General features: G+C 67.8%; 17 protein-coding genes and 1 riboswitch. Of the genes, 3 read left to right on the forward strand and 14 right to left on the reverse strand.

All coding sequences use genetic code 11. The annotated features are described in order from the left end of the window. Nucleotides 1-12: 12 nt before the first annotated feature. The 3 genes from AC07NN_RS17980 to AC07NN_RS17990 form a co-directional block, all read right to left on the reverse strand. Nucleotides 13-2,718: a PAS domain-containing hybrid sensor histidine kinase/response regulator gene (locus AC07NN_RS17980; RefSeq protein WP_494643911.1), complete on the reverse strand. Its 2,706-nt coding sequence runs from the start codon at nucleotides 2,716-2,718 to the stop codon at nucleotides 13-15. 100 nt (nucleotides 2,719-2,818) lie between these two features. Then, the gene (locus AC07NN_RS17985) at nucleotides 2,819-3,502 is read right to left on the reverse strand and encodes a Fe2+-dependent dioxygenase (RefSeq protein WP_494643913.1); all 684 of its coding nucleotides are present in this window, start codon (nucleotides 3,500-3,502) and stop codon (nucleotides 2,819-2,821) included. Between the two features lie 148 nt (nucleotides 3,503-3,650). Further along, on the reverse strand, nucleotides 3,651-5,990 hold the full coding sequence (locus AC07NN_RS17990) for a TonB-dependent receptor (RefSeq protein ID WP_494643914.1): 2,340 nt from the start codon (nucleotides 5,988-5,990) through the stop codon (nucleotides 3,651-3,653). A gap of 209 nt (nucleotides 5,991-6,199) precedes the next feature. Continuing rightward, nucleotides 6,200-6,283: riboswitch (ZMP/ZTP riboswitch) on the forward strand. A 27-nt stretch (nucleotides 6,284-6,310) separates the two neighbouring features. Here AC07NN_RS17990 and AC07NN_RS17995 point away from each other — a divergent pair. Both AC07NN_RS17995 and AC07NN_RS18000 read left to right on the forward strand, forming a co-directional pair. Beyond that, entirely contained in the window at nucleotides 6,311-6,943 is a 633-nt protein-coding gene (locus tag AC07NN_RS17995) for a LysE family translocator (protein ID WP_494643916.1), read from the forward strand. Between the two features lie 48 nt (nucleotides 6,944-6,991). Then, on the forward strand, nucleotides 6,992-7,720 hold the full coding sequence (locus AC07NN_RS18000) for a ribonuclease T2 (RefSeq protein WP_494644041.1): 729 nt from the start codon (nucleotides 6,992-6,994) through the stop codon (nucleotides 7,718-7,720). 42 nt (nucleotides 7,721-7,762) lie between these two features. Here the strand turns inward: AC07NN_RS18000 and AC07NN_RS18005 are convergent, their stop codons facing one another. The 6 genes from AC07NN_RS18005 to AC07NN_RS18030 form a co-directional block, all read right to left on the reverse strand. Next, nucleotides 7,763-8,653 (reverse strand): hypothetical protein, encoded by an 891-nt coding sequence (locus AC07NN_RS18005; RefSeq protein WP_494643919.1) that lies wholly within the window; start codon nucleotides 8,651-8,653, stop codon nucleotides 7,763-7,765. A 131-nt stretch (nucleotides 8,654-8,784) separates the two neighbouring features. Next, the gene (pnp, locus tag AC07NN_RS18010; RefSeq protein WP_494643921.1) at nucleotides 8,785-10,923 is read right to left on the reverse strand and encodes a polyribonucleotide nucleotidyltransferase; all 2,139 of its coding nucleotides are present in this window, start codon (nucleotides 10,921-10,923) and stop codon (nucleotides 8,785-8,787) included. A gap of 268 nt (nucleotides 10,924-11,191) precedes the next feature. After that, nucleotides 11,192-11,461, reverse strand: a complete 270-nt coding sequence (gene rpsO, locus AC07NN_RS18015) for a 30S ribosomal protein S15 (protein ID WP_454713536.1) — start codon at nucleotides 11,459-11,461, stop codon at nucleotides 11,192-11,194. A gap of 14 nt (nucleotides 11,462-11,475) precedes the next feature. Continuing rightward, entirely contained in the window at nucleotides 11,476-12,408 is a 933-nt protein-coding gene (gene truB / locus AC07NN_RS18020; protein ID WP_494643924.1) for a tRNA pseudouridine(55) synthase TruB, read from the reverse strand. A 3-nt stretch (nucleotides 12,409-12,411) separates the two neighbouring features. Then, complete coding sequence (gene rbfA, locus AC07NN_RS18025) at nucleotides 12,412-12,876, reverse strand: 30S ribosome-binding factor RbfA (RefSeq protein ID WP_494643926.1); 465 nt, start codon at nucleotides 12,874-12,876, stop codon at nucleotides 12,412-12,414. A gap of 99 nt (nucleotides 12,877-12,975) precedes the next feature. Further along, nucleotides 12,976-13,764 (reverse strand): dienelactone hydrolase family protein, encoded by a 789-nt coding sequence (locus AC07NN_RS18030; RefSeq protein ID WP_494643928.1) that lies wholly within the window; start codon nucleotides 13,762-13,764, stop codon nucleotides 12,976-12,978. A gap of 87 nt (nucleotides 13,765-13,851) precedes the next feature. Between AC07NN_RS18030 and AC07NN_RS18035 the strand changes: the two genes are divergently transcribed. After that, entirely contained in the window at nucleotides 13,852-14,190 is a 339-nt protein-coding gene (locus tag AC07NN_RS18035; RefSeq protein WP_494643930.1) for a hypothetical protein, read from the forward strand. A 15-nt stretch (nucleotides 14,191-14,205) separates the two neighbouring features. Here the strand turns inward: AC07NN_RS18035 and AC07NN_RS18040 are convergent, their stop codons facing one another. The 5 genes from AC07NN_RS18040 to infB form a co-directional block, all read right to left on the reverse strand. Then, nucleotides 14,206-14,562: a YciI family protein gene (locus tag AC07NN_RS18040; protein WP_494643934.1), complete on the reverse strand. Its 357-nt coding sequence runs from the start codon at nucleotides 14,560-14,562 to the stop codon at nucleotides 14,206-14,208. Nucleotides 14,563-14,634: 72 nt separating this feature from the next. Then, nucleotides 14,635-15,198 (reverse strand): hypothetical protein, encoded by a 564-nt coding sequence (locus AC07NN_RS18045; protein WP_494643940.1) that lies wholly within the window; start codon nucleotides 15,196-15,198, stop codon nucleotides 14,635-14,637. Continuing rightward, nucleotides 15,195-15,707, reverse strand: coding sequence for a DUF2939 domain-containing protein (locus AC07NN_RS18050; protein ID WP_494643943.1), 513 nt, complete (start codon nucleotides 15,705-15,707; stop codon nucleotides 15,195-15,197). Before AC07NN_RS18050 ends, AC07NN_RS18045 begins: the two co-directional genes overlap by 4 nt. Nucleotides 15,708-15,764: 57 nt before the next feature. Then, nucleotides 15,765-16,106 carry a hypothetical protein gene (locus AC07NN_RS18055; RefSeq protein ID WP_494643946.1) on the reverse strand — a complete coding sequence of 114 codons (342 nt, stop codon included), beginning with the start codon at nucleotides 16,104-16,106 and terminating at the stop codon, nucleotides 15,765-15,767. A 78-nt stretch (nucleotides 16,107-16,184) separates the two neighbouring features. Beyond that, the coding region (gene infB / locus AC07NN_RS18060; RefSeq protein ID WP_494643949.1) for a translation initiation factor IF-2 at nucleotides 16,185-18,820 on the reverse strand (2,636 nt) is incomplete at its 5' end.

Genomic DNA, 18,820 nt, shown 5'->3' on the forward strand with positions numbered 1-18,820 from the left:
GAGGGAACGGGGTTAGGCGACGGCGCCGCGCGTGTCCGGTCCGGCCTGCGACAGGCGCACGATCTCGGCGACCAAGGCGGTGGGCGAGATCGGCTTGGCGGCCACTCCGTCCATGCCGGCGGCGCGGTACGAGGCGCGCTGATGGGCCATGACATTGGCGGTCAGGGCGATGATCGGCGCCCGCGAAGCCGCGCCCGGCAGCGCCCGGATGCGGCGGGCGGCTTCCAGCCCGTCCATGCCGGGCATCTGCACGTCCATCAGGATCAGGTCGAAGCCGCCGCCGCGGGCCGCCTCGACGCCGGCCGCGCCGTCGTCGGCGACGCTGACCTTGGCGCCCAGCTGTTCCAGGATCCGGCGGGCCACCAGCTGGTTGGTCGGATTGTCCTCGACGACCAGCACCTTGAGCCCGGCCAGCAGGTCCTCGGCCTCGGCCTGGACGGCGAGCGGCGCGATGGCCGGCGGCGCGGCGATGGTCAGGGTGAAGGTCGAGCCCTCGCCCGGCGTCGAGGCGAACGAGACCTCGCCGCCCAGCATCTGGGCCAGCTTGCGGGTGATCGCGAGGCCCAGGCCCGAACCGCCGAAGCGGCGGGTAGTGCTGGCGTCGGCCTGCTGGAAGCGTTCAAACAGACGCGCCTGGGCGTCGAGCGGAACCCCGACCCCGGTGTCGATCACGTCGAAGACCAGGCGAGGTTCGCCGGCCTCGACCTGCCGACGGGCGCGGACCGTGACCGAGCCCTTCAGCGTGAACTTCACGGCGTTGCCGATCAGGTTGAACAGGGCCTGGCGCACGCGGGTCGGGTCGGTGTCGACCCAGCCCAGGTCGTCGGCGATGTCCAGCTCCAGCCGCAGTCCCTTGTGCGAGGCCTGGCCGGCCAGCAGCCGGGCGACGCCCCGGACCAGCTCGCGCGGATCGACGGCCTCTCGGTTCAGGTCCAGGCGCCCGGCCTCGATCCGCGAGATGTCGATCACGTCGTCCAGCAGGGTCGACAGCATCTGGCCGGCCGCCAGGGCCTCGCCCAGTAGCTCGGCGCTGTCGCCGGCGGGCAGCTCGCGCTTGAGGACGTGCATGACGCCCAGCACCCCATTCATCGGCGTGCGGATCTCGTGGCTCATATTGGCCAGGAACTGCGCCTTGGCCTCGTTGGCCGCCTGGGCCGCGCGCTCGGCGGCGACCAGGGCCAGCTCGGCCCGCTTCCTCTCGTCGATGTCCAGGACCAGGCCGAACGCCTTGCGCGGCGAGCCGTCGGCGTTGCGACGGGTCTCGTGGAAGATCCGGATCCAGCGGGCCTCACCCTCGGGATCGACCAGCCGCACGTCGAATTCGTTGGCGCCCTCGTGGCCGTTGTCGCGCCAGTGGGAGGCGGCCTCGAGCAGCGCGACACGGTCGTCGGGATGCAGCCCCGGCAGGATCTGGCGCCGGATGTCCTCGTAGGCGACGCGGCAGCCCATGATCCGGTTGAACTCCGGCGAACCCCAGAAGCTCCCGCCCTCGTAGTCGATCTCGTAGACGCCGGCCCGGGCCGCGCCCAGGGCGACGCGCAGCCGGCGGGCGTTGATCCGCGCCTCGCGCCGCGCCGTCGTCAGGGCGGTGACGTCGTCCATATAGGTGATGACGCCGACGATCTCGCCGGCGACGTCGAACCAGGGTCGGGCTTCCCAGCGGAACGAGCGCTCGTTGCCCTCGGCGTCCGACAGGCGATCCTCGCGGCGGGTGACGACCTCGCCGGTCAGCGCCCGGGTGACGCCGGCGACGAAGCGGCTGCGGCCGCCATGGGTCAGCTCCTCCAGGCTCTTGCCCATCACCTGGTCCTCGGTCGACCGGAAGATCTCCAGGAAGCGCGGGCTGACCAGGCGCAGCCGCATGTCCAGGTCGTAGACCGCCACGGCGAACGGCGCGTCCTCGACCAGCCGGCGGGCGCGGCGCTCGCTCCAGATCGCCTTGTCGCGGCTGCGGGCCACGTCGGTGATGTTCTGCGAGATGCCCTTCAGGGCGAACAGCGGCCCCGGCCGAGGCTCGGCGCGATAGGTGCTGCGGAAGGTCTGCCACCGGCCGTCGTCGCCGCGCAGGCGGAATTCCACGGTGCCGCCCTCGCCAGTTCGAGTGGCGCGGATGAAGGCCTGGTGCACCACCTGGCGCTGATCGTCCGGTAGTCGCGCCAGGAAGAGGTCGGCGGTCGAGACGTCAGCTGGCTTCAGGCCCAGCAGCGCCAGGGCGTCGGGCGACCACTCGATCCGCTCACCGTCGGGCTCGTAGCCCCAGATCCCGACACCGGCGGCCTCGGCCAGCAGCTCGCGAGTACGGCGGGCGGCTTCCAGTTCGGCGCGGCCGGCCACCTCGCTGGAGATGTCGTGCATCACGCCGACGCGTTCGCCGTTCGGCCCCAGGCGGGCGCGACCTTGCAACCAGACGCAGCGGCCGCTCTTGCAGCGGACCTTGACCTCGGTGATCGCCGAGCCGGCCTCGCGGATCTGGCGGCCGAACTCGGCGAGCTCGGCGTGGCTGTCGGGATGGACGAACTTGAGGGTCGGCTGGCCCACCAGCTCGTCGATCGACCAGCCGGTCAGGGCTGTCCAGGCGGCGTTGACCGTGACGAAGCGCCCCTCGGGCGAAACCACGGTGAAGAGGTCGCTGGCGTTGTCGAAGAACCAGCGCGCGGCCTCCGCCTCGCCGAAGGGCGAAGCGCGCGAGATCGCATCGTGGGTCGACGCCTGGGACATCCGGTCTCCGCCAAATTCGGGGCGGATCGTGGAGCTCAAGCGTAAACTTATGGTTCGCAAACCGTATCGATGTTCCGTGAACGCGATATTCGGCTTGTTTCTAGACCTCGGCCCATTGCCTGAGCAGGTTGTGATAGACGCCGGTCAGCGACAGGATCCCCTCGTCGTCGACCTCGACCTTGCGGGCCAGGCGCTGGATGGCGACGTCCATCTCCAGCAGCATCGTCCGCCGGGCGTCGTCGCGGATCAGGCTCTGGATCCAGAAGAAGCTGGCCGTGCGGCGGCCCCGGGTCACCGGGGTGACGTGGTGCAGGCTGGAGCTGGGATAGAGGATCATGTCCCCCGCCTCGAGCTTGACGACGTGGTCGCCATAGAGGTCGTTCACGACCAGCTCACCGCCGTCGTAGTTCTCCGGATCTTCCAGGAACAGCGTCGCCGACAGGTCGGTGCGCAGGCGCTTGCCGCTGACCGGGTCACGACGGATGGCGTTGTCGACATGGTCCTTGAAGCCCATGCCCTCGCCGTAGCGGTTGAACATCGGCGGCAGGATGACCTGCGGCAGGGCGGCCGAGACGAACAGCGGGTTGGCCTCCAGCGCCTGGAGGATCGCCTCGCCGACCGAGCGGGCGGCCTCGCTGTCCTGGGGCAGTTGCTCGTTGGTCTTGGCTCGCGCCGCCTGGAAGCCCGAGGTCAGGTTGCCATCGACCCAGGGGCCGGCGTCCAGGATCGCCCGGCACTCGGCCACCTGGGCCTTGGTCAGCACCTGCGGGATTTGCAGCATCATGGGGCGGATCCTTATTGCGACTCGTTCCTAGCACGTCGCATCGGGTTTTCCTTGATCCGGATCAGACCCAGCACTCAAGGCCGAAACGTAAAAACGCCCCGTCCGGAAAACCGGACGGGGCGCAAGCATGAAGCCTATGAGGGGAGGACTAGTACTTCACGTTGAAGGTCAGGATCGCCTGGCGACCCGGGGCCGGGTCGGCGTGGTGGACGCCGTTGGTGCGCACGATGTAGCGTTCGTCCGTCAGGTTCTGGACGTTCAGCTGCAGGTCGACCTTCGGGTTGATAGTCCACGAGGCGAAGGCGTCGTAACGCCAGTAAGCCGGGGCGTAGATCGCATTGGCGCCGCCGCCGGCGCCGCCCTGGTTGCCGCCGAAGCTCTTCGACACGTGGTACGCGCCGCCGCCCAGCGCGATCTTCCGCGTCACGCGATAGGTCGTGAAGGTCGAGAAGGTGTGCTTGGGCGTGTTGGCCAGCGGGTCGCCCTGGTTGACGTTGGTATAGGCGCCACGGACCAGCTCACTGTCCATGTAGGTGTAGCCGCCGAACACCTGCCACTTGGAGGTCACATAGCCCGAGAAGCCGAGTTCGAGACCCTTGACCTCGACCTCGCCGACCTGGGCGTAGGTGTTGGCGTCAATCTGGATCTGGGCGTTCTTGCGGGTCGTCTTGAAAAGGGCGCCCGACAGGGCCAGCTTGTCGTTGAGGACGTTGGCCTTGGCGCCCAGCTCGATGCTCTCGCTGTCTTCCGGCTCCAGCTGCACGGTCAGCAGGTTGCCCGTGCCGGTCGTGGTGTTGCTGTTCTGGTCGCCGCCCGAAATGCCCGGAGGCGTCGAGGCCGTGGCGTACGAGGCGTAGATGCTGGAGCTGGTGGTCGGCTTGTAGACCAGGCCGACCTGATAGTTGGTGAAGTCCCACGAACCGCCGCGCGCCACATAGGTCACCGCGGTGACGACGCCGTTGGCGCTGGTCGCCGAGGCGTCAACGCCGCGGCTCGAATAGCTGTCGTGACGCAGGCCCAGGTTCAGCAGGATCTTCTCGCCGAACTTGATCGTGTCGAAGCCGTAGATCGCGGCCGTCTTGGTCAGGTTCCGGGTGACCGGGCCCTTGTTCAGCGTGCCGACCCAGACGTCGTTCGGGTTGGGCTTGTAGACGAGCGTACAGTCGCCGCCGCCGACGCTGGTGACCGTAGCCGCCGTGATGGTGAAGCCGGTCGGGCAGGCCGAGGTGGTCGTGCCGTAGGGCAGGTAGCTGGCGTTCTGGTTCTCTTCGCGGCTCAGCTCGATGCCGATGTCGAAGCTGTGCTCCAGGCCGCCGAAGACCTTCTTGCCGTGCAGGTCGGTGACCGCCGCGACCGTCTCGGTCGGGTTCCAGCGGCTCTTGGTGCCGCGCTTCATCCACCATTGGCCTTGAACGAACTGGGCCGCGCCGCCGTCGCCGGGGTTGGTGACCAGGTAGTCGTTGACGCTCTTGGAGTAGCGGACCACCTGACGGACGTTCAGCTCGTCATTGATCTTGTGGTCGATGGCGAAGGTCGCGATGTCCGACTTGGTCTTCTGGAAGTCGCGGCTCTTGATGCCGTAGAAGCTGCGGCGATCGACGTTCAGGATGCCCGAGACCGTGCGCGGTTCGGTCGTCTTGGTGATCAGCGGGATGCCGTAGTCGGGCATCTGGTCGGTATCGAGGTGATAGTAGGCGACCGTCAGCTGGGTGTCGCCGTTCAGGCCGACGGCCAGCGACGGCGCGAAACCCCAGCGGCTGAAGTCGACGGCCTTGCGGCCCGGCGTGTTGCCTTCCGTGCCCAGCACGTTCAGGCGCACCGCGACGCTGTCGTTGATGGCGTAGTTGAAGTCGGCCGTGGCGCGGACATACTCGTCGGTGCCGACGCCGACCGAACCGCGCGCGAAGCTCTCGGCCTTCGGGGTCTTGGACGACAGGTTGATGCTGCCGCCGCCCGAACCGCGACCGCCGTAGGCGCTGTCGGGGCCCTTCACGACTTCGACCTGCTCGAGGTTGAAGATTTCGCGGGTCTGGCCGCCGCTGTCGCGGACGCCGTCGACGAAGATGTTGTTGGCCGAGCTCGAACCCCGGATGAACGGCCGGTCAGCCAAAGGCTGACCACCCTCCCCGGCGCCGAAGGTGATGCCCGGCGAGGTGCGCAGGATGTCGGTCAGCGAGGTGGCGGCGGTCTGCTCGATGATCTTCGAGGTGATGACCGTCACCGACTTGGGCGTGTCGACCAGCGGAGCGGTGAACTTGCTCGACGAGGGGTCGGCGACGCGCTTGGCGTCGATCTTGACGGTCGAAACCTCGTTGCTGTCAGCGGCGGCCGGGGTTGCGACGGCGGCGGCCGTGGCCACCGGGGCGTCCGCGTCCGGCGCGGCGACGGCGGCTTGGGCGAGGCCCAGGCCGGCCAGGCCGGCGACGGCGGCGGCGCCCAGGGCGCGACGAGGACGGCTCACAACGCCGACAGAGTTCGGATTACGCATCTTGGTCCTATCCCCAGTGAGCGCCGTCGAGGACGCCCTTCCTGAAATTGCGAGGCGTTCTTATCGATGTTGCAAAGCAGTCGCAATGATAATCGCTCGCAATAGCGATCTTCGGGGCGATAAAGTCGCGCTTCGTCGCACAATTGCGGCCTTGGGCCTCCCGCCGCCCCGCCCTGCTCCCTATTTGGCGGGTCTGGTGCTAGAGCTTTCAGGGCTCGCGCGACTGGCGTTCGGAGGGAACAGACCCTCGGGAAGCGCGGGCCGCATGCAAGCCGTTCGCCTGGGCGCCCACATCGCAACCCGATCGCGGAGCCACGCCCATGCCCGAAGCCAACACCTGGATCGCCTTCACGCTCATCGCCCTGGGGATGGCGCTGACGCCCGGCCCCAACATGCTCTATGTCGTCAGTCGCTCGATCTCGCAGGGCCGCTGGGCCGGGATCGTGTCGCTGATCGGCACGGCGGCGGGCTTCGTCGTCTATCTGGTGTGCGCGTCGCTGGGCATCACCGCCCTCTTGATGGCCGCGCCGATCGCCTACGACATCCTGCGGTTCGGCGGCGCGCTCTATCTGGGCTGGCTGGCCTGGCAGGCGATCCGGCCCGGCGGCGCTTCGCCGTTCCAGGTCCGCGAGCTGCCCAAGGACAGCCCCGCCAAGCTGATCACCATGGGTTTCGTCACCAACATCCTGAACCCCAAGGCGGCGATGCTGTACCTGTCGCTGCTGCCCCAGTTCATCAAGCCCGAGCACGGCGGGGTGTTCACCCAGTCGCTGGTGCTGGGCCTGTCGCAGATCAGCGTCAGCCTGCTGGTCAACGGGGCCATCTGCTTCGCCGCCGGCACGATCGCGACCTTCCTCGCCACCCGTCCCAGCTTCGCCCTGATCCAGCGCTGGCTGATGGCCACGGTGCTCGGCGGATTGGCGGTGCGCATGGCCACCGAGGCCCGCCGCTGAGGCTTGCTTGACGTCGGAAGCGGCGCGGGCTCCCTATCCGGCTCCAGTCTGGAGCTTGTGATGAAGACCGCCCTCGCCGCCGCCTGCGCCCTGCTCGCCACATCTTCAGTCTTTCTGGCGGGCGTCGCCCAAGCCTCCAGCCTGAAGGCCTGCGCCGTCCCCTCGGCGGTGACGCCGGCCCCGACCGAGGTCCCGCCGGCCGGCGAGATCCACACCGACGTCCCGATCGCCGCCTATCTGCTGGCCCTTTACTGGTCGCCCGAGGCCTGCCGGGCCGGCATCCCGGAGTCCGACAAGAAGATCCAGTGCGAGGCCAACCGCTTCGGCTTCACCGTCCACGGCCTGTGGCCCAACGGCCCGGACCGGGTGCATCCGCGCTACTGCCGCTCCAGCCCGCCGATGCGCGAGAAGACGGTGCGGGCCAATCTCTGCATGACCCCCTCGCCCTGGCTGCTGCAGCACGAGTGGCAGGCGCACGGCACGTGCCAATGGGACACGCCCGAAGCCTATTTCCAGAAGGCGCGCGAAATCCGCGACCGTCTGAGGGTCCCCGACCTCAAGCCCGGCCGCGACGGCGTCATGACCGCCGGCGAAATCCGCCAGGCCTTCCTCAAGCGCAATCGCGGCGTCACCGCCGAGGGCCTGAACGTCCGCATCAAGGACGGCCGGCTGACCGAGGTCTGGGTCTGCATGGACCTGAAGTACGCCTGGGCCGCGTGCCGGGGCGGCAACGGGCCGGCGGACACGGTGGTGGCGGAGGTGACGTCGAAGAGGTGAGTAGAAACCCTCTCTCTGAGAGAGAGGGCTCCTTACCGCCCCTCAGCACCCCTTCGGTTCGTCCGACTTCAGCACGCACAGCATCTTCTTCGCCCGCGCGTCACCGTAGCGCGAGGTCAGCTGCCGCTCGTACCAGCGCCACTTGTCGGTGGTGTCCTGAGCGGCCACCGACATGGCGCGAGCGTAGGACCCCGAGGCCCGCTTGGTCCCGGCCGTGTCCTTGTTCAGCACCGCGTGCCGGATCCGGCCTTCGCAATGCATCCCTTCCGGGAATCCCTCGTAGCAGCCCGAGACCAGCCCCGCCGGGAAGGTCGAGCCGTTCGGCGACAGCCACGGCGCGGGGTAGGACTTGTTGAGCCCCGGCGGACTGTCGATGGTCGCCGGCGCGACCTCGGAGTCGATCCAGTTGCTGTGCGAGTAGAAGTCCTGGGCCGCGTGGAAGGCCAGGCCCATCTGCTCCAGCACGTTGCACTTGGCGCGCAGCCGGTGACCCGTGAAGTTGCAGCCGCCCGAGGTGCTGATCGAGCCGAAGGTCAGGTCGGTCTTCACCAGGTCGCCGGCGTCGATCACGGCCTGGTTCAGGCGCGCCACGATGTAGCGCCGGCAGGCGGTCAGCTGCTCCTGAGCGACGGCCTGGGTGCGCGGATAGCCCGGGATGTCCAGATAGTCGCCACCGTCGCAGTGGGCGTCCTTGCTGCTCATCAGGCCGCGATCGGGCCGATCGGGCGCGCCCACGGCGCCGAACTCGCCGGTCTTGCCGGCCAGCATGGAGAGGGTCGTGGCGCCGAAGCCGAAACTGGCCAGTCCTCGACGGGTGATCGTCTCGTGCTCGGCGTTCTGGCCGAGGCCCCGGATCGTGCCAAACGCAAGCGCCTGGGGCGCGGAAACCACGACGGCCGCGACGGCCAGGACACCCAAGGTACGCTTGACCATCAGGAGCCCTCCCTTGTTCGCACAAGGGAGGATTGCATGGACGGCCTCGGAAATCTTGGCCCAAACGCAAAGCGGGCGGCCCCCTTCGGAGCCGCCCGCCTGATAGCGTCCGGAATGGAAGCTGAGGAAGCTTACGCTTCTTCGGCCGCCGCTTCCTTCTTCGACAGGTCTTCGCCGGTCTCTTGATCGACGACCTTCATCGACAGCTTGGTCTTGCCGCGATCGTCGAAGCCCAGGAGCTTCACCTTGACGATCTGGCCTTCCTTCAGCACGTCCGACGGCTTGGCGACGCGTTCGTTGCTGATCTGGCTGACGTGGACGAGGCCGTCCTTGGCGCCGAAGAAGTTCACGAAGGCGCCGAAATCGACGACCTTCACGACCTTGCCGTCGTAGATCTTGCCCACTTCAGCTTCGTCGGTGATCGACTTGATCCAGTCGATGGCGGCCTTGATCTTGGCGCCGTCCGAGGCCGAGACCTTCACGGTGCCTTCGTCGTTGATGTCGACCTTGGCGCCGGTGGTGGCGACGATCTCGCGGATCACCTTGCCGCCCGAACCGATCACTTCACGGATCTTGTCGGTCGGGATGGTGATGGTCTCGATCTTCGGAGCGAAGTCGCCGACCTCTTCACGCGGGGCGTCCATGGCCTTGTTCATTTCGCCGAGGATGTGCTCGCGGCCACCCTTAGCTTGAGCCAGGGCCTGCTCCATGATCGCGGGCGTGATACCGGCGATCTTGATGTCCATCTGCAGCGAGGTCAGGCCTTCGCTGGTGCCGGCGACCTTGAAGTCCATGTCGCCCAGATGATCTTCGTCACCCAGGATGTCCGACAGAACCGCGAAGCCGTCCTTTTCCAGGATCAGGCCCATGGCGATGCCCGAGACCGGACGGACCAGCGGCACGCCGGCGTCCATCATGGCCAGCGACGAACCGCAGACCGTGGCCATCGAGGACGAACCGTTCGACTCGGTGATCTCCGAGACCAGGCGGATCGTGTAGGGGAAGTCTTCCTTGCTCGGCAGCATCGGGCGCAGGGCGCGCCAGGCCAGCTTGCCGTGGCCGATTTCGCGGCGGCCCGGGCTGCCCATACGGCCGGTTTCACCGACGCTGTAGGGGGGGAAGTTGTAGTGCAGCAGGAAGGATTCCTTGTAGGTGCCTTCCAGGGCGTCGATGAACTGCTCGTCGTCGCCGGTGCCCAGGGTGGCGACCACGATCGCCTGGGTCTCGCCGCGGGTGAACAGGGCCGAACCGTGGGTGCGCGGCAGGATGCCGACTTCACCCAGGATCGGACGGACCTTGTCGACGGTGCGGCCGTCGATGCGGATGCCGGTGTCGAGGATCGAGCGACGGACGATGTCGGCTTCCAGTTCCTTGAAGACCGAAACCAGCTTCAGCGGGTCGATGCCGGCCGGGTTGGTGTCGCTCTTGGCGAAGGTCTCGATGGCCTTGGTCTTGGCGGCGCCCAGCGCGGCGACGCGGTCGCCCTTGGCTTGGATCTTGTAGGCGTCGGCCAGGTCCTGGCCGACGGCCTTCTTCACTTCGGCCTTCAGGGCGTCGGTGTCTTCCGGTTGGAAGTCGAAGGGCTCCTTGGCGGCGTGCTCGGCCAGGTCGATGATCGCGTCGATCACCGTCTGCATTTCCTTGTGGGCGAAGTTGACGCCGCCCAGCACGATCTCTTCCGAGAGCTCCTGGATTTCCGATTCAACCATCATCACGGCTTCGGCGGTGCCGGCCACGACGAGGTCCATCTTGCTTTCCTTCAGCTCTTCGAGCGTCGGGTTCAGCACGTAGCCGCCGTCAACGTAGCCGACGCGCGCGGCGCCGATCGGGCCCATGAACGGGGCGCCCGACAGGACCAGGGCGGCCGAGGCGGCCACCATGCCCAGGATGTCGGGATCGTTCTCGAGGTCGTGCTGCAGCACGGTCACGACGACCTGGACTTCGTTCTTGAAGCCCTTGACGAACAGCGGACGGATCGGACGGTCGATCAGGCGGGAAACCAGGGTTTCCTTTTCCGACGGACGGCCTTCACGCTTGAAGAAGCCACCGGGGATCTTGCCGGCCGCGAAGGTCTTTTCCTGATAGTTGACCGTCAGCGGGAAAAAGTCTTGGCCGGGCTTCGCCTTCTTGGCGAACACGGCGGTGGCCAGGACGACGGTTTCGCCCATGGTGGCCAGAACGGCGCCGTCGGCTTGACGGGCGATGCGACCGGTTTCGAGGACCAGCGTCTTGCCGCCCCACTCGATCGTCTTGCGCTTGATATCGAACATTTTGCTTCTTTCGGTTCCCGCGAGCGGATTCTCGTCGGGGCGGACAGGGAAGGACGGCGAAGCTTGAAGAGCTTTTGGAGCCGGCCCGGTGATCCTCATCCAGTTCGACAGGCGGGTTTGAGGACGTGAACCCTCGGACGGACGAACGGCGCCTTCCGGAGGAAGGGAAGCCGCTTTGAACCTTTATGACGCCCGGCCTGTCTCGGGACGCCTGGTTCCAAATACGCGATCCGCCGCCCTGCTTGCGCGGGGCGGCGGACCTTGGCGCTTAGCGACGCAGACCCAGCTTTTCGATCAGGGACTGGTAGCGAGCGACGTCGGACTTCTTCAGGTGGTCGAGAAGCCGGCGACGCTGGGAAACCAGCTTCAGCAGGCCACGACGGCTGTGGTTGTCCTTCTTGTGCGTCTTGAAGTGCTCGGTCAGGTTCGAGATGCGCTCCGAGAGGATCGCGACCTGGACTTCAGCGCTGCCGGTGTCGCCCGTGGTGCGGGCGTGTTCGGCGATAAGAGCGCTCTTGCGCTCGATGGTGATCGACATCGGTAAGTCTCCGCTCAGGTGAGTTGGAAGACCCGCACGGGATTGAGCTTCCCAGCGCGCATCTCGCACAGGGCCACCAGCCGATCCCCCGACATTGCGGAAACGGTGCGATCGCCGGGCGTGAGCTCGGCTTTCAGCGTTTCCACCTGCCTTGGAAGCAGGACGATGGCGCGTCCCTGTGCAAGCCGGAAGGCGTCTTCATCGGTCACGGCCAACGCCGGGATGTCGTCCAGCGCGGTCTCGACCGGAAGCAATGCCTCCGACAGCCGGGCCTCATAGCTCAAATTCTCCAGGGTTTCCAGCGATATCGCACCCTGTTCGGTAAACCCGCCCACCCGCGTCCGGCGCAGCTCGGCGACGTGACCGCAGGTTCCCAGCATCTTGGCCAGATCGCGGACGACGGCGCGGACATAGGTGCCCTTGCCGCATTCCATCTCGAGCGTGACGTGGTCGACATCGGGCTGATCGGTGACCTTGAGGTCGAAAATCGTCACCTTGCGGGTCGCCAGCTCGAATTCGACGCCGTCGCGGGCCAGGTCGTAGGCCCGTTCGCCGTCGACCTTGATGGCCGAGAAGTTCGGCGGGACCTGGTCGACCTCGCCGATGAAGCCGCTCAGCACGGCCTCGACCTGCTCGCGGGTCGGGCGCACGTCGGAGGTCCCGGTGGTCTCGCCCTCGCGGTCCAGCGTCGTCGTGTCGCGGCCCCAGGCGATGGTGAAGCGGTAGGCCTTGTCGGCGTCCATCAGGAACGGGACGGTCTTGGTCGCCTCGCCGAGCGCGATGGGCAGGATGCCGGTGGCCAGCGGATCCAGCGTGCCGGCGTGCCCGCCCTTCTGGGCGTTGAACGCGCGACGGACGCGGGAGACGGCCGTGGTCGAGGTCAGGTCGTAGGGCTTGTCCAGGCACAGCCAGCCCGAGACAGCGTCGCCCTTCTTGCGGCGGGCCATCGACTAATCCTCGTCGTCTTCGCCGAGAGCATCCGCGAGGGTGCGGGTGTCCTGCTGCACGCGCGGGTCGTCGAACAGGCGGTCCATGTGGGCCGCGGCGCCGAAGCTCTCGTCGTGGATGAACTTCAGGTCGGGCGTGAACTTCATGTCGATCACCTTGCCCAGGCGGCCGCGCAGGAAGCTCGCCCCTCGGTTCAGGGCCTTGATGACTTCCTTGATGTCCTCTTCCTTGCGGCCCGCCTCGCCCCTCAGGCCAGCGCCCAGCGGTTCGACGAAGCAGACGGCGTGGCGCAGGTCCGGGCTCATCCGCACTTCGGACACCGTGATCGAGACGTTGACCAGCACCGGATCGGCCAGGCCTTCCTCGCGGAAGACGTCGACCAGGGCGTGGCGGATCAGTTCGCCGGCGCGGAGCTGGCGTTGCGAAGGCCCGGCGGGGCCCTTCTTGGTGTCAGAGTGGCGCTTCATGGCGCGGAATCCTTGCGGCCCGGCCGGCGGATCGAACGCCGGTGCGCGGGGAAAATCGGAAGGCGGGGTGTCTAGGCTCCTGAGGGCGGAAAGTCCAGCCTAGCCGCTCGTCCGCGCCTGGAAGAACGCGATCACCTTGTCGCGCGCCTTCATGCTGCCGCTGTCCGGGACCGAGCGGTGCAGATGCAGGGTCAGCACCGAGTGCGGGGCCATCGGCATGCCCGGCGCGGCGTCCTCGTCGGTCAGTTCGACGACCTCGACCTTGTCGCCGAACTCGGCCTTCAGGCGGTCGATGCGGGCGTGGGGCACCAGCGTGTCCGAGGTGAAGCGCAGGGCCAGCAGCGACAGGTCCTCGTCCTTGAACCGGCGCTTGGCGCAGGCCAGTTCCGAGGCCGAGCAGTCCAGGCCGCCCTTGTCCTTCAGCGGCAGCGAGGGTTGGGACAGCACCGGGGCCACCACGGCCGGCTCGGTCATCATCGCGAGCGCGAAGCCGCCGGTGAAGCACATGCCCACCGCCCCGACGCCCTTGCCGCCACACTCCTCGTGCGCCTTGCGGGCCAGGGCGCGCAGCCAGTCGACGATCGGACTGGAGCGGCCGTCCTTCCAGACGCTGAACTCGCGCCGCACGCAGATGTTCTTGAGGATGGTCCCGATCGCATAGCCGCGCGTCACAGGCTTGGCTGGCTTGCCGAACAGGCTGGGGCAGTAGGCGGTCAGGCCCGACGCGGCCAGGTCACGGGCGAAGGCCAGCACGCCCGGATGCAGGCCCGGCACCTCGTGGATGACGATCACGCCCGGCCCCGAACCGATCTTGAAGACTTCGCGGGTCCAGCGCCCGTCATCGAACTCGAAGCGCGTGAAATCCGCCAGCGCATCCCCGTCAGCCATGCCCGTCCCCTCCATAGCGTCGCGCCAAGCTTGCACGAAACTCGGCGCGTGGCATATCCAACATGCTCAACCTAGAGGGAGCCGCCGATGGTGGTCTGGTGGACGGGACGCGGCTTTCTGGGCCTGTTGACGCTGATCGGGGTGTTCGGCTTGTTCGGCGCGGCGCTGACGGCGGCCTTCGGTGAACAGATCTTCGAACGCGCCCCCTGGCTGTGGGGCATCGGCGCGGCCCTGGCCGCCGTGGTCAACTGGATCGTCGGCAGCCGGATCAATCGACGGCCGATCAAGCTGCCGCCGCCACGCCTGTGGAAGTTCCGTCTCACCTATCGCCCGCCGCACCGACTGTTCTCGCTGCCGCTGGAAATCTGGTCGGGGCCGATGATGCTGCTGGCGATCTATCTGGTCGTGCGGGGCCTCATCCCCTGAGCTGAAACCCGCCTGTCAGAAGGCCACGGCGCGTTCCCAGACAGGACGCGGCTTGACGCGAGAGGGACGTTCGGGGAGGTCGCCCGAGTCCAGCAGCAGGCGGATCTCGATCTCGGCCGAGCCGTCAGCCGGAGCGGGACAACGGCGCACCCAGGCCGCCGCGTCCTCGCGGGAGTCGAGGTCGTAGACCCAAAAGCCCGCGAGGGTCCGGCCATCGGCCAGATCGCCCGAAGCCATCCGGGCGCCCTTCGCCGAGAGCCGGGCCCGATCGGCCACGCCGGCTCGCGCCAGTTCGGCGTCGTAGGTGCGGGCGGCCTCGCCCGGTTCCACCCCGGCGTCCGCCTCGACCTTCAGAAGCACCATGAACCGCATCGACTGTCTCCGTCGCCCATAGCCATAGGACGCGCGAGGTCGGTCGGTTGCGACACGAACGGTGAAAAAATCTCAGTTCGAGGTGTCGGGATGCTGCGGGCTGTCGGTCCAGTCGACCATCGGATCGGGCGAGCGCTTCTTCGGCAGCCGCCATTCGCCACGGTACGAAAAGTCCAGCGTGCCGCAGAGACGAGCCTTCCCCTCGGCCTTCGGGTCGTCGCCGAACGCCTGGATCCGCAGGTCGTGGCGGATGACGATAGTGCTGAACGACAGCCACAGGCGCTTGGAGCCCGGGCAGAAGGCGCGGATGTAGATCCTGCCCTGGGCCGTCTTGTCGTCGACCTCGTAGAGCGACGCGTCGGCGTCGACGCCCTCCATCGCGCCGAGACCGCCAGGACCAAGGTCCTTCTGGCGGCCGGTCTTCAGCACGGCCTGGGCCGGCACGCCGGTGGCCAGCACCTTGATCGGCTGGCCGGGCCCCAGCAGGCCCTGGCTGAACAGGATCGTCACGCCCGCGCCCGTCAGCCGCTTGGCGTCCGGCGAGATCGGGTCGTACGAGAACATCCGTGTTTCGGCCGATGCGGCGGTCGCCGTGATCAGAGCCAGGGCAGCGCCCCCCCAGGCTGCTTGCTTCATCGCTTGAAGTGCAGGTTCGCGGCCTCGGCGTCGAAGCCCGACAGGCGCCAGCGGTCGCCGTAGCGGGTGAAGGTCAGCAGGCAGGGACCGTCGCGCTTGGCCGCGCAGACCCGGCCGTCGCCGACGGGGCGCAGCGTGCTGGCGATGGCCACCCGGCCCGGGATCGGGCGGTCGGGCGTGTAGCCATAGTAGTTGGCGGCGGCGTGGAAGGTCTCGGGCCGGATCAGGGCGTCGCCGGCCAGGTCGGCGATCGAACCCGCCGCGAGGGCCGCGATGGCCATGACGCCGTCGCTCGCCCGGCGCTGACGGGCCTCGTCCATCAGCCGCGCCTCGATCCCGGCCTTCAGGGCCCGGCGGTCGACGTGGGACTCGAAGGTCCCGCGATCGTTGTCGCGGATGGCGACCAGCAGGTCGTGCACGTCGCCGGCGGCGTCGTAGCGGTCCACGGTCGCGCAGGCGCTCAAGCTGGCGGCGACGGCGGTCAAGGCAAAGAGGGCTTTGATACGCATCAGGAACCGGTAGCGCCGGAATGGGGCGATTTCCAGTCTGGCGCCTGTGCTTCAGCGCTAGCGCCGAAAATTGCGGATTTCACCCAACAGTTCTTCGACCTCGATCTTGGACATCACCACCGTGCTCCAGTTCGCTGGCGTGGTGAAGTCGACATCGCCGGTCCAAGGCTGATGATTGTTGCCATCTATGGCTTGGAGCGGACGTCCAGTCTCCGCATCCTCTAACCTGTAGTTCGGCAATTTTCCCGTACCGACGATCCCCAGGCGGAGAACAACCTCCCCGTGCTCCTTGGAGGCCTTGTGAAGGACGCCATACGCCTGGCGTACGAAGTCCTCGGCGTTTGCCAAGCGACTGCGCACGGTGCGGAGAGTTTCGTTCTCAGACAGAGTTCTCGGCATCACGACCTCGTCCAAAAGAAATGGGCGCGGACCTTGCGATCCGCGCCCATCAGAAAACTCTAGTTCAAGTCGCGAACTCTAGTCGAGCTGACGCTTGATCTCCTCGACGGTGAAGCACTCGATCGTGTCGCCGACCTTGATGTCCTGGAAGCCCTGGAACATCATGCCGCATTCCTGACCGACGGGGACTTCGTTGACCTCGTCCTTGAAGCGCTTGAGCGTCTGCAGGGTGCCCAGTTCCAGGACGACGATGTCCTGACGGATGATCCGGACCTTGGCGCCCTTGCGGACCACGCCTTCGGTGACCTTACAGCCGGCGACCTTGCCGATCTTCGAGATGTCGAAGGCCTGCAGGACCTCGGCGTTGCCGAGGAAGGTTTCGCGCTGGATCGGGGCGAGCATGCCCGAGAGCACGCCTTTGATGTCGTCCAGCAGGTCGTAGATGATCGCGTAGTAGCGGATCTCGACCCCTTCGCGTTCGGCCAGGGCTCGCGCCTGCGCCGAGGCGCGGACGTTGAAGCCGATGACCGGCGCGCCGGCGCCCTTGGCCAGCATGACGTCGCTTTCGCTGATCGCGCCGGCGCCCGACAGGATGATCCGCGCGCGGACCTCGTCGGTCGACATCTTGTCCAGCGAACCGATGATCGCCTCGGCCGAACCTTGCACGTCGGCCTTGATGATCAGCGGAAGCTCTTTCAGCTTCTTGTCCTGCAGCTTGGCCATCATGTCGGCCATCGAAGCGCCGGCGCCCACCGGGTGCAGCGACTTCTCACGCTTCAGGCGGATACGGTACTCGGTCAGCTCGCGAGCGCGGGCTTCGTTCTCGACCACGGCAATGGCGTCGCCCGGCGAGGGCACGCCGTCCAGGCCGAGAATCTCGACCGGGGTGGCCGGACCGGCTTCGGTCAGCTGCTCGTTGCGCTCGTTGAGAAGCGCGCGGACACGGCCCCACTGGCTGCCGGCGACGACGATGTCGCCGCGCTTCAGCGTGCCGCGGTTGACCAGGACGGTCGAGACCGCGCCACGACCCTTGTCCAGCTTGGCCTCGATCACGACGCCGTCGGCGCTGCGGTCGGGGTTGGCCTTCAGGTCCAGCACTTCGGCCTGCAGCAGGATGGCGTCCAGCAGGTCGTCCAGACCCGTGCGGGCCTTGGCCGAGACCTCGATGATCTGGGTGTCGCCACCCAGGCTTTCGACGACGATCTCGTGCTGCAGCAGCTCATTGACCACGCGGGTCGGATCCGAGCCCGGCTTGTCCATCTTGTTGACAGCGACGATGATCGGCACGTCGGCGGCCTTGGCGTGTTTGATCGCCTCGATCGTCTGGGGCATCACGCCGTCGTCACCCGCCACCACCAGCACGACGATGTCGGTGATGTTGGCGCCGCGGGCGCGCATCGACGAGAACGCGGCGTGGCCGGGCGTGTCGAGGAACGTCACGCGCTGGCCGTCCTTCAGGCGAACCTGATAGGCGCCGATGTGCTGGGTGATGCCGCCGTGTTCGCCGGCCGCCACGTCCGTGGAGCGCAGGGCGTCGAGCAGGCTGGTCTTGCCGTGGTCGACGTGACCCATGATCGTCACGACCGGGGGTCGCGACTCCATGTGATCGTCGATGTCCTCGGCGCCGATGAAGCCTTCTTCGACGTCGGCTTCCGACACGCGCTTGACGGTGTGACCGAACTCGGTCGCCACCAGCTCGGCGGTGTCGTTGTCGATGACGTCGTTGATCTTCAGCATCACGCCCTGACGCATCAGGAACTTGATGATGTCGACGCCGCGCACGGCCATCCGGTTGGACAGCTCCTGAACGGTGATGACGTCGGGAATGACGACTTCACGCGCGACACGGGCCTGTTCGGCCACGCCGCCGCGGCGCTTTTCCTTTTCGCGTTCGCGGGCCCGGCGGACCGAGGCGAGCGAGCGCATCCGGTCGGCGGAATCCCCGTCGCCGGCCACGGCCTGGATGGTCAGACGCCCTTCACGGCGCTGCGGCGCGCCCTTGACGCGCGACACGGCCTTGTTGGGGGCGTTGGCCGTCTTGCGGCGATCGTCGTCCTCGTCCGGACGGCGGACTTCGCCACCGGGACGCGGGGCCGAGCGCATGGCGCGCTGGATTTCCGGCGTGGCCGGAGCCGAGGCCGGGACGCCAGGACGCGGACCGCGCGGACCACCGGGGCCGCCAGGGCCACGCGGGCCGCCGGGGGCCGGACGCGGCGCCAGGGCCGAGTAACGGACGGTCTGCTGCGGACGGTCACGGTCGTTGCCTTGCGGACGATCACCCTGCGGGCGGTCGCCACGATAGCCGCCGCGATCGCCTTGCGGGCGGTCGCCGTCGGGACGCGGGCCGCGCGGACGATCACCCTCGGGACGCGGAGCGCGTTGACCGAAGTTGGCGCCGGCGTCGGGACGCGGCGCGCGCTGATTGAACGGGCGGTCGCCTTGCGGGGCCGGGCGATAGGTCGTCGTGGTCGGACGATCGTCGCGGCGCTCGCGGCTGGGCTCGTAGGTGCGGGTCTGGCCGGAGGGCGCCTGACGCGAGGCGTCGTGGCGCGGAGCCTCGTGGCGAGCTTCCTGGCGCGGAGCCTCGGCGCGCGGCGCGGCCGGAGCCGGGGCCTGAGCCACCGGTTGAGCCGGAGCGGTCGGGGCGGCCGGAGGCGGCGTCACCGGAGCGGCCGCGACCGGCGCGACCGGAGGCGGCGCGGGCGCGGGAGCCG

The organism is Caulobacter sp. GW821-FHT09H08, from assembly GCF_059415885.1.